The organism is Streptomyces sp. NPDC000151 (assembly GCF_040301705.1).
Lineage (GTDB): Bacteria > Actinomycetota > Actinomycetes > Streptomycetales > Streptomycetaceae > Streptomyces.
Window position 1 is genome coordinate 1 of sequence record NZ_JBEPFC010000095.1, and the last position, 14,903, is coordinate 14,903.

Annotated in this window: 13 protein-coding genes; 6 read left to right on the forward strand and 7 right to left on the reverse strand. The window is 72.0% G+C overall.

Annotation, left to right across the window (positions count from 1 at the left end; all coding sequences use genetic code 11):
- The coding region (locus ABT381_RS23765; protein ID WP_351597834.1) for a heavy metal translocating P-type ATPase at window positions 1-1,450 on the reverse strand (1,450 nt) is incomplete at its 3' end.
- A 173-nt stretch (window positions 1,451-1,623) separates the two neighbouring features.
- On the opposite strand from ABT381_RS23765, the gene ABT381_RS23770 reads away from it, so the two are divergent.
- Complete coding sequence (locus ABT381_RS23770; RefSeq protein ID WP_351597836.1) at window positions 1,624-1,998, forward strand: ArsR/SmtB family transcription factor; 375 nt, start codon at window positions 1,624-1,626, stop codon at window positions 1,996-1,998.
- A gap of 34 nt (window positions 1,999-2,032) precedes the next feature.
- Here the strand turns inward: ABT381_RS23770 and ABT381_RS23775 are convergent, their stop codons facing one another.
- Window positions 2,033-3,391: an NAD(P)/FAD-dependent oxidoreductase gene (locus ABT381_RS23775; protein ID WP_351597838.1), complete on the reverse strand. Its 1,359-nt coding sequence runs from the start codon at window positions 3,389-3,391 to the stop codon at window positions 2,033-2,035.
- Window positions 3,392-4,142: 751 nt separating this feature from the next.
- Between ABT381_RS23775 and ABT381_RS23780 the strand changes: the two genes are divergently transcribed.
- The gene (locus ABT381_RS23780) at window positions 4,143-4,487 is read left to right on the forward strand and encodes an STAS domain-containing protein (protein ID WP_351597840.1); all 345 of its coding nucleotides are present in this window, start codon (window positions 4,143-4,145) and stop codon (window positions 4,485-4,487) included.
- Window positions 4,488-4,616: 129 nt separating this feature from the next.
- Here the strand turns inward: ABT381_RS23780 and ABT381_RS23785 are convergent, their stop codons facing one another.
- The gene (locus ABT381_RS23785; protein WP_351597843.1) at window positions 4,617-5,480 is read right to left on the reverse strand and encodes a serine/threonine protein kinase; all 864 of its coding nucleotides are present in this window, start codon (window positions 5,478-5,480) and stop codon (window positions 4,617-4,619) included.
- A gap of 218 nt (window positions 5,481-5,698) precedes the next feature.
- On the opposite strand from ABT381_RS23785, the gene ABT381_RS23790 reads away from it, so the two are divergent.
- Window positions 5,699-7,849 (forward strand): SpoIIE family protein phosphatase, encoded by a 2,151-nt coding sequence (locus tag ABT381_RS23790; protein WP_351597845.1) that lies wholly within the window; start codon window positions 5,699-5,701, stop codon window positions 7,847-7,849.
- A gap of 67 nt (window positions 7,850-7,916) precedes the next feature.
- Here ABT381_RS23790 and ABT381_RS23795 read toward each other — a convergent pair whose 3' ends face one another.
- Entirely contained in the window at window positions 7,917-8,933 is a 1,017-nt protein-coding gene (locus ABT381_RS23795; protein WP_351597847.1) for a LacI family DNA-binding transcriptional regulator, read from the reverse strand.
- Window positions 8,926-10,200 (reverse strand): MFS transporter, encoded by a 1,275-nt coding sequence (locus ABT381_RS23800; RefSeq protein ID WP_351597849.1) that lies wholly within the window; start codon window positions 10,198-10,200, stop codon window positions 8,926-8,928. Before ABT381_RS23800 ends, ABT381_RS23795 begins: the two co-directional genes overlap by 8 nt.
- 99 nt (window positions 10,201-10,299) lie before the next feature.
- On the opposite strand from ABT381_RS23800, the gene ABT381_RS23805 reads away from it, so the two are divergent.
- Entirely contained in the window at window positions 10,300-10,752 is a 453-nt protein-coding gene (locus ABT381_RS23805) for a winged helix-turn-helix transcriptional regulator (RefSeq protein WP_351597852.1), read from the forward strand.
- Window positions 10,753-10,760: 8 nt separating this feature from the next.
- Here the strand turns inward: ABT381_RS23805 and ABT381_RS23810 are convergent, their stop codons facing one another.
- Together ABT381_RS23810 and ABT381_RS23815 are read right to left on the reverse strand one after the other, a co-directional pair.
- A complete protein-coding gene (locus ABT381_RS23810) occupies window positions 10,761-11,240 on the reverse strand; it encodes a flavin reductase family protein (protein WP_351597855.1) in 480 nt (159 codons plus the stop codon).
- A gap of 344 nt (window positions 11,241-11,584) precedes the next feature.
- Window positions 11,585-12,244, reverse strand: a complete 660-nt coding sequence (locus ABT381_RS23815) for a GntR family transcriptional regulator (protein ID WP_351597858.1) — start codon at window positions 12,242-12,244, stop codon at window positions 11,585-11,587.
- A 94-nt stretch (window positions 12,245-12,338) separates the two neighbouring features.
- Here ABT381_RS23815 and glyA point away from each other — a divergent pair, with 94 nt between their 5' ends.
- Together glyA and ABT381_RS23825 are read left to right on the forward strand one after the other, a co-directional pair.
- Entirely contained in the window at window positions 12,339-13,637 is a 1,299-nt protein-coding gene (gene glyA / locus ABT381_RS23820; protein WP_351597861.1) for a serine hydroxymethyltransferase, read from the forward strand.
- Window positions 13,634-14,854, forward strand: coding sequence for a sarcosine oxidase subunit beta family protein (locus ABT381_RS23825; RefSeq protein ID WP_351597864.1), 1,221 nt, complete (start codon window positions 13,634-13,636; stop codon window positions 14,852-14,854). The genes glyA and ABT381_RS23825 overlap by 4 nt, the downstream gene beginning before the upstream one ends.
- Window positions 14,855-14,903: the final 49 nt, after the last annotated feature.

Here is a 14,903-nt window from a genome sequence, read left to right on the forward strand (position 1 = left end):
CGCCGGGCCGCAGCCGGTCGGCGAGCGCGAGCACGGCGGCCGGCGCCCCGTCGATCAGTACGACGACGGCGGTGTGGCCGTCCTCCTCGTACCCGGCGACCGCCTTACGGGCACCCGCCGTGCCGTCCGTGCCGTCCGTGCCCTCCGTGTCGTCCAGCAGGCCCGCCGGGCTGCCCACCCGGACGGTGCGCCCGCCGACCTCGGCGCGCACGCCCCGGCCCGGTACGGAGGAGAAGTCTTCGGCGGTGGCGGGCCGCAGGCCGCGCTCGCGGGCCGCGGTGACCACGGCGCGGGCGAGCGGGTGCTCACTGGGCAGCTCGGCCGCCGCGGCCGCCGCCAGCGCCTCGTCCTCGCCGAAGCCGGGCAGCGCCTGTACGGCGGCGACCCGCGGGGTGCCTTCGGTGAGGGTGCCGGTCTTGTCCATCGCGACCCGGGTGACCGAGCCCAGCCGCTCCATCGCCACGGCCGACTTCACCAGGACGCCGTGCCGCCCGGCGTTGGCGATCGCGGAGAGCAGCGGCGGCATCGTGGCCAGCACGACCGCGCACGGCGAGGCCACGATCATGAAGGTCATGGCGCGCAGCAGCGTCGCGGTGAGGTCCGCGCCGAAGGCGAGCGGGACCGCGAAGAGCGCGAGGGTGGCCACCACCACGCCGACCGAGTACCGCTGCTCGATCTTCTCGATGAACAGCTGGGTCGGCGCCTTGGTACCGCTGGCCTCCTCGACCATCGTCACGATGCGCGCGATGACCGATTCGGACGCGTCTTTGTCGACGCGGACGCGCAGCGCGCCGGTGCCGTTGAGGGTGCCCGCGAACACCGTGTCGCCGGTCCGCTTCTCCGCGGGCAGCGGCTCGCCGGTGATGGACGCCTGGTCCACCTCGCTCGCGCCGTCGAGCACGGTGCCGTCGGCGGGCAGCCGCTCGCCGGGGCGTACGAGGACGGTGTCGCCGACCGCCAGCCCGGTCGCGGCGACCGTCTCCTCGCCGTCGGCGGTCAGCCGTACGGCGGTGGACGGCGCGAGGTCCAGCAGGCCGCGTACGGAGTCCTCGGTGCGCCGGGTGGCCAGGGCCTCCAGCGCGCCGGAGACCGCGAAGATCACGATGAGCAGCCCGCCGTCGAGGTACTGGCCGATGGCGGCGGCACCGATCGCCGCCACCACCATCAACAAGTCGACATCGAGGGTGCGTTCGCGCAGCGCCGTCAGGCCCGCCCAGCCCGGCTCCCAGCCGCCCGCCGCGTAACAGGCCGCGTACAGCGGGCCCCACGCCCAGGCGGGCGCGCCCATGAGGTCGAGCGGGAAGGCGATCAGGAAGGTGAGCAGGGCGAGCGCGGCCCAGCGGACCTCGGGGAGCGCGAAGAGCCTGGTGCGGCGGGGGAGCGCCGCGGGGGCCGGTGGCGCCGGCGCGGTGGCGGCGGCCGTGGGCTCGTCGGCCAGCGTGGAAGCCATGGGGAGGACACCTCGGGGAGCGGAGACGTCCGCGCGGCGGGGCCGGCGGACGACAGTGCGGACGGGGGCGAACGTCACGCACGCATGAAGACCTCTTCATGCGTGCGCATCACTGTCACCATAGCCGAACACATGAAGAGGTCTTCAAATATGCTGGTCGTTACGATGGGCACATGGGACATGGAGTCGACGCCCGGGTCACGCCGGCCGAGCACCTGGACGCGGAGTCCGCCGCGACCATCGCCGCCACGCTGCAGGCGCTGGCCACGCCGTCACGCCTGATGATCCTCACCCGGCTCCGCCAAGGGGCCTGCCCGGTGGGCGAGCTGGCCGAAGCGGTGGGCATGGAGCAGTCGGCCGTCTCCCACCAGCTGCGGCTGCTGCGCGCGCTGGGCCTGGTCACCGGCGCCCGCCGGGGCCGCCGCATCGTCTACAGCCTCTACGACAACCACGTCGCGCAGCTCCTGGACGAGGCCGTCTACCACATCGAGCACCTCCGCCTGGGCGCCCGCGACCTGCCGGTGGACGACGGAGCCGAGCAGCTCTGAGGGGCCGCCCGGCCGCGCCGCTCCACCGCGGCCGTCAGCTGTTCCGGCGCCCGCCGGTCTGTGCTTGTACCGCATCCGCCGAGAGATAGGCGTCCGTGCGCTCGAAGTCGCGCAGCGTCGCCTCCCGCCCCGACTGGAACCCGGTCCGTACGAAATCGTCGCCCGCTGTGGCGTTGAGCAGCCAGTTCGCGACGGTACGGAACCGCGCGGTGCCGGTCCGCAGCGCCATGATGTGGTAGCCGCGCGCCACCACCTGCGCGGGCAGCCCGACCAGCTCCTTGCCGAGCGGCCGGGACACCGCGTCGGTGCCCCCGAGGTCGACCACCAGCCCCAGGTCCTTGTGCTTGTACGAGGTGGGCAGCTGACCCCGCAGCGAGGCCATGATGTTCTTCGCGGCGTGCTTGCCCTGGCGCTGCGCGTGCTGCGCGGTGGGCGGGCAGACCGCGCCGCCCTCCTTGGTGATGTCCGGTACCGCGGCGGCGTCGCCGCAGGCCCACACGCCCGGCATCCGCGGCACCGACAGATCCGCGTGCACCGCCAGCCGGCCCTTCACGGTCTCCGCGCCGAGCGTGCCGATCAGCGGGCTCGCGGCGACACCCGCCGTCCAGATGAGCGTGTGGCAGGGCAGCACCCGGCCGTCGGTGAAGGTCACGGTGTCCTCGGTGACCGACTCGACGGACACCCCGAGCGACACCTCGATGCCGCGCTTGCGCACCAGCTCCATCGCCTTGGTGCCGAGCCGCTCGCCCAGCTCCGGCATCAGCTTCGGCGCGATGTCGATCAGATGCCACTTGATCTCGTCGGGCTCGATGCGCCCCGCGTAGCGGGACGCCGCCGCACTGGTCAGCCGCTGCAGGTACGCCGCCGTCTCGGTGCCCGCGTAGCCGCCGCCGACCACGACGAACTGCAGCCGCGCGGCCTTCTCGGCCGGGTCGGAGCAGCACGCGGCGATGTCGAGCTGCGCGATGACCTGGTCGCGGACGTACGCGGCCTCGGCGAGCGTCTTCATGCCCCGCGCGTGCTCGGTCAGGCCCGGGATGTCGAAGGTCCGGGTGACGGATCCTGGAGTGAGGACGAGGTGGTCGTACGACAGGTTGACGGTCTCGCCGGTGATCTGGCGGACCACGCAGACCTTGGCGGCGGTGTCCACGCCGATCACGCCGCCCGGTACGAGCCGGGTCCGGTGCAGGATGCGGCGCAGGGAGGGGGCGATGGACTGGGGGGTGACCACGCCGGCCGCCAGGTGCGGCAGCAGTGGCAGATAGAGCTGGTAGTTGGTGGGGGAGACCAGCGTCAGCTCGGCCTCGCGGGCCTCCAGGCCGTGCTCCAGGGCGCGGGCGCACTCCACGCCGGCGAAGCCGCCGCCCACGATCAGCACTCTGGGTCGTTCCATCACGGTCCTCGCAATATCGGCAGCAGGGGGCCGGTGGCGGCGCCACCCCTGGACACGCTGGCACGCACCCCTCCGGCCCGCCATCGGGCCGCGGCCAGGGTCGTGCGACCGGGTGAGTACCGGCGTTCCCAGGTGCGCCGGGTGCCCCGCAGGCGGCGGTCCCATGCATCGCTTTTTGACACCGGCCGCCGCATTGCTCAGCACCTGCGCCTTGATAGGCACTGGCGCATCAATGCGCACGGAAGACCTATCGGGATCTCCTTCCCCTCGGGCTCGCCGCGGCGGCAGGATGGTGCGCGCGGCGCCGGGGAGCGCCGTACGGGGGATGGCGGGGGCGTCGGCGCATATCCGTGTGCGCGGACGCTCCCCGCGTACCCGGCCATCGCGCGGAACAGCGGGTCTTCCTTCTGTGCACGCGGCCGAGGGAGCGGAGCGCGAGGGGTGGCGAAGAGTGGCGGAAGGGGGTCAACAACTTTCTGGTACAACCAAGTTGTTGACTCGGGCCAGCGGAGCCGGGTACACCGTAACCACGTAACGGACCGGCCGATGACCCGGACCCTGCCGACGGCCGGCACGACGCGGATTCCCGAACGCCGACGGTGGTCGTTGCGCGACCTTACTCCGCGGGTGCCCCCCACCTCCGCAAGACTCCATCGCCGGTGTACGGCGCGATCCCGCGTCTCGGCCGAACAGTGAAGTGGGGACGGGGATGGCCAAAGAGAGGCGGTCCTTCGGGGGCCGTGAAAGGGCCGTGGGTGCCACCACGGTCATGGAGCTGAGCGGGGAGCTGGACATCCTTGCCAGGATCAACCTGGCCGACCGCATCGACGTACTCACCAGTACCGGACGCCCCGACCTGGTCGTGGACCTGCGCCGGGTGACCTTCATGGACTGCGGCGGCCTGTCGCTGCTGTGCCGGGCGCGGCTGCGGATCATGGCGCGTGAGGGGCGGCTGCGGCTCGTCTCGGACGACGGCAGTACGAGTGTCGTCCGGCTGCTGAGCCTGACCGGCCTCCTCGATTCCTTCGAGATCCACGCCGATCTGCTCTCCGCGCTCGACCCGCTGGGCACGACGTCCGACGACGCCATCGCCTGACCGGTCGCTCTCCACGGCTCGCTGCCTCTCGTGGCTGTCCGCCTTGCGGGGGTGTCTGCCTTGCGGCTGTCTTCCTCGTGGTGCGCGCACCCTCCTCGATGCATTAATGCACCATTTCCGCCCGTTAGATTAATGCATCAACTCGCCGCGGCCAAGGGGCTCGTGCGGATCGGCCGGCACCTCGCGGCCCGCCGCCCGCCACTCCCCGACGAACTGCCGCACGCTCGGAAAGCGGTGCGGCGGATCGGCGCAGGTGGCCCGGGCTATCACCGCGCGCTGCCGCGGCGTGCCGCGCCACGCCCGCTCCTCGTCGCCCGCGTCCATCAGTAGCCGCGCCGTCCGTCCGAGCGTGAACACCGTCGTACGGACATCGATGATCGCCCCGCGCACCCACTCCTCCGGCGCCATGAACCGCCGCGACCCCGGCAGCCGGTCCTCCTGCAGGACGAACGGGCCGCGGCGGTACTCGTCGAGGTCGATCAAGTGCGGGGTGTGCGTGGCGAAGTCGTACAGCACGGCCCCGTCGTAGAAGTCCACCGCGACGTGCCCGGCCTGCTCCACCGCCAGGTGCGCGTCCAGGATCAGGTCCAGCGCCGCCAGCACCCGCTCCACGGGCAGCGCCCGGAAGCGGGCCAGCGCGGCGCCCCGCGGCTCTCCGGGGGCGCGGGGCGGGGCGCGGTGGTACAGCGGCTCGCCGTCCCGCCACGGTAGGACGACGGCGGTCCGCTCGCCCACCCGCATCCGGTGCACCTGCGGGACGATCACCGGATGCCGTACGGCACGGTGGAACACCCAGCCGCGGTCCAGCGACCGCTGCGCCGCGTCCGTCAACGCCTCCTTGACGCACCAGCGTTCCCCGTCGGGCAGCCGCACACCGTACGTACGACACCCCGAGTCATGGCCGGGTCCGGCCGCGAACACCTCGCCCACCCGGGCGAGATACGGCTCGACGGCGGCCACCTCATACGTTCCGAGCAGCGGATGGTCGGTCATACCGGTCATCCTGCCAGCGGCCTCCGTGCGGCCGGGGCCGCGGCGGGCCGCGCCGGCGATTTCCGGCCGGCCCGCATTCCGGGTCCCCGCCGAGCTGGATCGGGAGCAGGCAGGACGAGCCCCGGAAGGCGCTGCCCCCACCCGATCACGCGTCCCGCCCGACGGAAACGCCCGGCATTGAGTAGAAATGATGCATACACGACGTGGAAGTGGGCGTGATGGTGACTGAGCAGCCACACCGTGACGGAGCCGGCGATGCCGGGCCGGGCGGTCCCGCCGGGGAGACGCAGGGCATCCCGGCGCTGGACGTGTTCGACCCGGCACCGGTCGCGGTGGCCGTCTTCCACGGCCCCGACCTCATCCTGGCGTACACCAACGCCGTCTACCGGCGGCTGTTCGGGGAGCGGCCGCACGGCGTACCGGCCCGGGAGGCCCTGTCCGACCTGCAGCAGGAACACTTCGAGCTGATGGGCCGGGTGTACCGGACGGGCGATCCGGTGCAGATCGGCCCCGACCGGCCGGTACGGATCGAGGACGCGCGGGGCGAGCTGCGGGACCGCTGGTTCAGCCTCAGCCTCTCCCGGGCCGTGCCCGAGGGCTGGGTGGGGGACCCGGAGGAGGCGGGCGTGCTGCTGGTGGCCATGGAGGTCACCGGCGAGGTCACCGCCAGGGAGCGGGCCCGGCTGCTCTCGGAGAAGCGGCTGCGGGTGCTCCACCGGTACCAGAGCCTGGTCACGGCCGGGGCCCAGAAGGTGTGGGTCACCGGCCCGGACGGCCGCCTCATCGAGCGCAGCCCCGGCTGGGAGCAGGTCACCGGCATGTCGTGGGACCAGCTCCGCGGCGACGGCTGGCTGGACTCCGCGCACCCCGACGACCGCGCCGCGCTCGCCGAGGCGTGGCGGCGCGCGGTCCAGGAGGTGCCGGAGCTGTTCCACCACCGCTTCCGGCTGCGCCACAAGGACGGCTGCCACCGCCACTGCGAGCTGCGCGCGGTCCCCATCCGGGAGGCGGGCCGGGTCGTGGAGTGGATCGGCGCCTGCGCCGACATCGAGGACCAGTGGCTGGCGGAGCGCCGCAAGGAGCTGCTGGTGCGGGCCTCGGCCGCGGTGACCGAGTCGGCCCGCGCCGACCACGCCTTCGCGGCGGTGGGGCGGGTGATCGTACCGGAGCTGGCCGACGCCTGCGGTGTGTACCTCTTCCCGGAGGGCGAGCCCGGCACCGAGCGGGAGGGGCAGGTCATCCACCGCATCTCCGCCACGATCCGGGACGGGCTGCCCGGGGCCATGGCTCCGCTGCGACCCGAACGGGTGACGTCCGGATCGGCCTTCGACCAGGCGATCCGCGAACACCGCCCGGTCCACCGCACCCTCGGCCCCGGCCCCGTACCGCCCGAGAAGGTGCCGCCCGGCGTGGCCGACTGGGCGGCGGAGGCGGGCGTGCACGACGTCGTCATGTTCCCCGTCACCGTCGCGGGGAGCGTGCACGCCGTGTTCACCGTCTACGCCTGCCGCGGCCGCGAACCCTTCAGCCGCGACGAACTCGGCCTCATCCGGGCCGTACTGGACCAGTCCCTGCCCGTCTTCAGCCACGCCCTGGAGCTCCGGCACACCCAGCGCATCGCCCTCGCCCTCCAGCGAAGCCTGCTCACCGATCCGCCCACGGTCGACGGCCTGGAGATCGTCGCCCGGTACACGCCCAGCACCATGGCGGACGAGGTCGGCGGCGACTGGTACGACTCCTTCGTCCTGCCCGACGGTGCCACCACCCTGATCATCGGCGATGTCGCGGGCCACGACCTGGCCGCCGCCGTCACGATGAGCAAGATGCGCAACATGCTGCGCGGCCTGGTCGTCGACCGGCAGGAGCCGCCCGGCGACATCCTGCGCAGGCTGGACGTGAGCACCCAGATCCTCGACACCGAGGAGGGCACCGCGACCTGCGTGTACGCGCGCATCGAGGGCGAGTCCGGCGGGCCCCGGCAGCTGCACTTCAGCGTCGCGGGGCACCCGCCGCCGCTGCTGGTCACCGCCGACGGCGAGGCACGGTTCCTGGAGGCCGCGCAGGACATCATGCTCGGCGGGCTGGCCCCGGACAAGGAACGGGCCAGCACCACCGAACCGCTGCCGCCGCGCAGCATCGTCCTGCTCTACACCGACGGCCTCGTGGAACGCGCCGACGAGGACATCGACCAGGGCCTGGAGCGGCTGCGCCAACACGCGGCGCGGCTCGCCACCGAGCCGCTGGACGAATTCTGCCGCGCCCTGGTCGAGGGCCCGTCCGCCACCAGCAACGACGACATCGCCGTGATCGCCGCCCGGATGCCGGGCCCGGAGGGCCAGGAACCGGAGGGCTCGGCGACGGTGATGTGAACGCGGTACCGAGACGGTGAGGTGCACGCGGTACTGGGGCGATGACGTGCACGCGGTACTGGGACGATCAGACGGGCGCGCGGCCCGACGTGCCGCGTTCGATCAGCTCCACGTCGAAGACCTGCCGCTGCGGGGTGTGCGCGTCCGGGTGCTCGATGCGGTGCAGCAGCGTCGTCGCCGCGGCCTTCGCCATCTTCTCCAGCGGCTGGCGCACGGTGGTCAGCCCGATCATCGACCAGCTGGACATCGCGATGTCGTCGAAGCCGATCACCGACAGGTCCTCGGGGACCCGCAGGCCCCGCCGCCGGGCCGCGTCCAGCACGCCGTACGCCACGATGTCGCTGCCGCACAGCACCGCCGTCGGCGCCGGGTCCAGCGCCAGCAGCTCTTCGGCCAGCGCGAAACCCGTCTCGTGCGAATGGCTGCCCCAGCGCGCGTACTTCGCGTCCAGCGGGCGCCCCAGCTTCGCCAGCGCCTCCGCGAAGTACTGCCGCCTGGCCCGCCCGCTGGAGGTCTCCGGCGGCCCCGTGAGCACGCCGATCCGCCGGTGGCCCAGGCCCACCGCGTACTCCGCCGCGAGGTCGCAGCCCGCCCGGTCGTCGCTCAGTACCCGGTCCACCTCGCCCCGCTCGGCGTCCCGGTGCAGCAGTACCAGCGGCATCCCCGACTCCAGGAACCGCGCCACCGCCGGTGATTCCACCGTCGCGGCGGCGAAGACCACGCCGTCCACCGCCCGGCCGCGCAGCGCGTCCAGGTCGCGCGGCGCGCTGTCCGCATCCGCGTCCGCCTCGCCCCGGGCGAGCAGCATCGTGCGGTACCCCGCCGCGCTGAACTCGCCGTGCAGCGTGGTGATTTCCTGCGGGTACAGCGGGTTCACCACGTCCGGAGTGATCACGGCGACGGTGTACGCGCGGTTCGTCGTCAGCGTGCGGGCCGCGAGGTTCGGCGCGTACCCCAGCTGCCGGGCGACCGTCAGGACGTGGTCGCGGGTGCGCCCGGCGACGAGGGTGTCACCGCGGAAGACCCGGGACACCGTGGTCTGCGACACCCCGGCGGCACGCGCCACGTCATACCCGTTAGGCACGGGGCCTCCCAGCTTCTCGATCTCCCCCGCTCACCTTATAGCCGGCCGCACGAGCCCCCGACCCGCCACCGGGGGCGGAAGCGCCAGGGGTGCTGTGTCGTGTGAACGCCCACAGCACCAGCCCGAGGCAGCTGAACGCGGCCCCCAGTGCGCAGACGGCGCCCCAACCCGCCACCGTGTAGAGGGAGGTCGCGGCGATGGCGCCGGTGGCGCTGCCGATCGAGTAGAAGACCATGTATCCGCCGATCAGCCGGCTGCCCGCGTCCGGGTGCAGCGCGTAGATCAGGGTCTGGTTGGTGACATGGACCGCCTGCACGGCGAGGTCGAGCAGGATCACTCCGACGACCAGGGCCCAGAGCGAGCTGCGGGTGAAGGCCAAGGGCAGCCACGAGGCGGCGAGCAGTGCCAGCGCGATGCCGGTGGTCCGCCGGGAGAGTCCGCGGTCGTTGAGGCGGCCCGCCACACTCGCGGCCAGGGCACCGGCGACACCGATCAGCCCCAGCGCCCCGATCGCGCTGTGCGACAGGAAGTACGGGGCCTCGCTGAGCGGCAGCGCGACGCTGCTCCACAGGGTGCTGAACGCGGCGAAGGCCAGCAGACCGAACAGGGCCCGGAGCCGCAGCAGTCGCTCCCGTGCGAACAGGGTGACCGTGGAGCGCAGGAGCTGTCCGTAGCGCAGGGTCGTCGGCGCGGTGTCACTGTGGCGCGGCAGTACTCGGTACAGGACCAGGGCGAGCAGAGCGGTGAGCGACGCCGAGGCGAGGTAGACGGAGCGCCAGCCCGCGAGATCGGCGATGAGGCCGGATGCGGTGCGGGCGAGCAGGATTCCGACGACCACGCCGCTGGTGACCAGACCGACGACCCGTCCGCGCCCGGCGGCGGGTGCCAGTGATGCCGCGAAGGCCACCAGTGTCTGCGTGACGACCGCGAGAAGCCCCGTCGCGGCCATGCCGGCCAGCAGGAGCGCCGCCGTGCGGGCGGTGGCCACCACGGTCAACGCCCCGACCAGGAGCAGCAGTTGGGCCACGACGAGCCGTCGACGGTCGGCCACGTCGCCCAGCGGCACGAGGAAGAAGAGCCCCAGCCCGTATCCGACCTGCGTGAGGGTGACCACGCTGCCGACAAGTGCCGGGCTCATGGCGAGGTCGTGGCCCATGGTCACCAGGAGCGGCTGGGAGAAGTAGACGTTGGCGACGGCCGCCCCGCAGGCGACGGCGAACAGGATGACGACGCCACGGGACAGGGCGGACTCGCAGTTACCTGACATCGGTACCCCCGCATTATGGTTTCAAGTTGCTACCAGTGGTGACGGTAACTTTCTTGGTAGCATGTTGCAACCGCAGGGAGCGAGGGGAGACGGGAAGCCATGGTGACCAGGACGCGCTTCGACGACAGCGAATGCCCCGTCGCCCGGTCGGTGGACGCGATCGGCGACTGGTGGTCCCTGCTGATCGTGCGGGACGCCTTCGACGGGAGCCGGCGTTTCGGGGAGTTCCAGCGCAGCCTCGGCGTGGCGAAGAACATCCTCACCGCACGTCTGCGAACTCTGGTGAATGGCGGCGTACTTGAATCCGTCCCCGCCTCGGACGGCAGCGCCTACCGCGAGTACGTACTGACTCCGAAGGGCAAGGCGCTCTTTCCCGTCATCGTGGCACTGCGGCAGTGGGGCGAACAGAACTTCTTCGCCCCCGGCGAACCGCACTCGGAGTTGGTCGACAGCCGAGAGGGACAGCGCCTCCGCGCACTGGAAGTGCTGTCCGCCGACGGACGACGGCTGAACCCCGACGACACGACCGTCCACAAGGTCTCCGCCCAGTAAGACACCCCCTAAGGCAGAGGCCGAGGCCAACCCGGAGGCGGGGCGGCGGCTGTGGTTTTGATGAAGCGGCCGCGGAAGAAGACCAGGGGGCGGGCCTCGTGGCCGGTTTCCAGCGCGAGGACCCGGCCGATCGCCACGTCGTGGTCGCCGGCGCTGTGGACGTCCGTGATCTCGGCGTGCACCCGCGCGAGGACCCCGCGCAGCGACGGTGTGCTCCACCGGGACAGGTCCCAGCCCAGTCCCTCGTACTTCCGGCCGGCGCGCGAGCCGAAGCGTGCGCACAGCTCCGTCTGGTCCTCGGCGAGCACGTTGGCCGTGAAGCGGCCGGCCGCTCGGATGCGTGGCCAGCTGCGTCCCCGATGGTCGGCGCAGAACAGTACCAGCGGGGGTGTCAGGGACACCGAGGTGAAGGACTGGCAGGTGAATCCGACGGGTTCGCCGCCGTCCAGCGCGGTCACCACCGTCACCCCTGTCGCGAACGCGCCCATGGCCCGTCGCATCTCCTCCGGCGAAGGGGCCTGCGCCGCGGTCCCAGGTGGTACCGCCGCTCTGGGCTGTGCCGGCGCTGTTGCTCTGGGCTGTGCTGTCGTTGTCATCAGGGTCACCTCGACCGGTCCGGCGCGGGGCAGGCCGCCGCGCTGTGGCTCGACGGTGGACCGTCGCCGCCGGGCCCCCGCGCCGCAGGCCACTGCCGCGCGGTGCTGTCGAGTTCCCCCGGTCCCCTCCCGTACACGGTCCCAAATCCGGCCCGTGTCAGGGAAACCAAGGCCAGAGCATTACGGATCGGATCGGACCGGATCGCCGCGCCGGTCGGCGGGTCGGTCGCCGTTGGTCAGATCGCCTCGCGGATTGCCTGTTCGAAGCCCTCGACATGGCTGCGGGCCAGTTCGGCGGCCTTGTCCGGGTCGGCGGCCGTGATGGTGCGGAGCAGCGGGCCGTGTTCGCCGATGTGGCCCGCCATGCCGGGCAGGCGGTCGACGAAGAGGCACCACACCCGGGTCGCGAGGTTGTCGTAGCGGACCAGGGTGTCTTCCAGGTACGGGTTGTGCGTGGCGGCGTAGATCGCGCGGTGCACCGCGAGGTCGAGGCGCATCAGGTCGTCCGGGCTGCGGCCCTGGTCGCCCGCGCTCTCCAGCTCGCGCAGCAGGTCGGTCAGGCGGGCGCGGTCCGCGGCGGTGGCGCGGCGCGCCGCCTGCGCGGCGGCCATCGGCTCCAGCTGCCGGCGGACCTCGGAGATGTGCGCGAGGTCGGTGATGTTGACCTCGGTGGCGAAGGTGCCGCGGCGGGGGAAGGTGGCGATCAGCCGCTCGTACTGGAGGCGCTTGAGCGCCTCGCGCACCGGGGTGCGGCCGAAGCCGAGGGACTGGGAGAGCTGGTCCTCGTTGATCGGCTCGCCGGGGCGGATGTCCAGCATGACCAGGCGGTCGCGGATGGCGCGGTAGGCCCGCTCGGCGAGCGACAGCTCCTCTGACCTGGACTCCGTACCGTTCATCAAGCCACCTCTTGACCTGTTCTTCGGACTCCCATACCTTACCGCACAGCCTGATATATCAGTTGCTCTTCAGCTGAATTCTAGGAGTGCGCAGATGGCAGCGAATGCTTCGATCGCCCTCACGTCACCGCTCGGCGAGCTCGACCCCGAGGTCGCGGCCGCGGTCGGCGCCGAACTCCACCGTCAGCAGTCCACCCTGGAAATGATCGCGTCGGAGAATTTCGCGCCGGCCGCCGTCATGGAGGCGCAGGGCTCGGTCCTGACCAACAAGTACGCCGAGGGGTATCCCGGTCGCCGCTACTACGGGGGCTGCGAGCACGTCGACGCCGTCGAGCGGCTCGCCCGGGACCGGGTCAAGGAGCTGTTCGGCGCCGAGGCCGCCAACGTGCAGCCGCACTCCGGCGCGCAGGCCAACGCCGCCGCGATGTTCGCACTGCTCAAGCCGGGCGACACCATCCTCGGCCTGGACCTCGCGCACGGCGGCCACCTCACCCACGGCATGCGCCTCAACTTCTCCGGCAAGCTCTACAACGTCGTTCCGTATCACGTCAGTAAGGACGATCTGCGGGTCGACATGGACGAGGTCGCGGAGCTCGCGCGCGAGCATCGGCCGAAGATGATCGTGGCGGGGTGGTCCGCCTATCCGCGGCAGTTGGACTTCGTGGCCTTCCGGCGCATCGCGGACGAGGTCGGCGCGTATCTGATGGTCGACATGGCGCACTTCGCCGGGCTGGTCGCCGCCGGGCTGCACCCCAGCCCCGTCCCGTACGCCGACGTCGTCACCACGACCACCCACAAGACGCTCGGCGGGCCGCGCGGTGGTGTGATCCTGTCCACCCAGGAGCTCGCCAAGAAGATCAACTCGGCCGTCTTCCCGGGGCAGCAGGGCGGGCCGCTGGAGCATGTGATCGCCGCCAAGGCCGTGGCCTTCAAGGTCGCCGCCTCCGAGGAGTTCAAGGAGCGGCAGCGGCGCACGCTGGAAGGCGCGCGCATCCTCGCCGGGCGGCTGCTCGCCGACGACGTCGCCGAGACCGGCGTCTCCGTCCTCACCGGCGGTACGGAGGTCCACCTCGTCCTCGTCGACCTGCGCGCCTCCGCGCTGGACGGGCAGCAGGGCGAGGACCGGCTGCACCGCATCGGCATCACCGTCAACCGCAACGCCGTCCCCTTCGACCCCCGACCCCCGATGGTCTCCTCGGGCCTGCGCATCGGCACCCCGGCGCTCGCCACCCGCGGTTTCGGGGCCGAGGAGTTCCGCGAGGTCGCCGACATCATCGCGCAGACGCTGAAGGAAGAGCCGGACGAGGAGCGCGCCGCCGTGCTGCGCGCCCGCGTCACCGCGCTCACCGACAAGTTCCCGCTGTACCCGGGCCTGAACGGAGCCACCGCATGAGCACGACGCCGTTGCCCGAGCACCCCGACCACCTCTGGCGCAACCCCGAGCCCCGCTCCTCGTACGACGTGGTGATCGTCGGCGGTGGCGGTCACGGGCTGGCCACCGCCTACTACCTCGCCAAGAACCACGGCATCACCAACGTCGCCGTCCTGGAGAAGGGCTGGCTCGCGGGCGGCAACATGGCCCGCAACACCACGATCATCCGCTCCAACTACCTCTGGGACGAGAGCGCGGGGATCTACGAGCACGCGCTGAAGCTGTGGGAGGCGCTGCCCGAAGAGCTGGAGTACGACTTCCTGTTCAGCCAGCGCGGCGTCCTCAACCTCGCGCACACCCTCCAGGACGTACGCGAAGGCGTCCGCCGCGTCGGTGCCAACAAGCTCAACGGTGTGGACGCGGAGTGGCTGGACCCACAGCAGGTCGCCGAGGTCTGCCCGATCCTCAACGTCTCGTCCGACACCCGCTATCCCGTACTCGGCGGCACCTACCAGCCCCGGGCCGGCATCGCCAAGCACGACCACGTCGCCTGGGCGCTGGCCCGCCGCGCCGACGAACTGGGCGTCGACATCATCCAGCACTGCGAGGTCACCGGCTTCGTGAAGGACGGCGACCGGGTCGTCGGCGTGGAGACGACCCGCGGGCGCATCAACGCAGGGCGCGTCGGCCTCGCGAGCGCGGGCCACAGCAGCGTCCTGGCGGAGAAGGCCGGCTTCCGGCTGCCCGTACAGTCGCATCCGCTCCAGGCGCTGGTCTCCGAGCTGCACGAGCCGGTGCACCCGACCGTCGTGATGTCCAACCACGTGCATGTGTACGTCTCGCAGGCGCACAAGGGCGAGTTGGTGATGGGCGCGGGCGTGGATTCGTACAACGGGTACGGGCAGCGCGGCGCGTTCCATGTCATCGAGGAGCAGATGGCCGCGGCGGTGGAGTTGTTCCCGGTCTTCGCGCGCGCCCATGTACTGCGTACCTGGGGCGGCATCGTCGATGTCACCCCGGACGCCTCGCCGATCATCGGCACCACGCCTGTGGAGAACATGTACGTCAACTGCGGCTGGGGGACCGGCGGTTTCAAGGCCACCCCGGCGGCCGGCTGGACGTTCGCGCACACGATTGCGACCGGGGCGCCGCATCCGATCAACGCGCCCTTCGCGCTCGACCGCTTCGTCACGGGGGCGCTGATCGATGAACACGGTGCGGCTGCGGTGGCGCATTGACGCGGCGGCCTCGCGCCGTAGCCGTTTTTCTTTGTTGCCGGGTGCGACG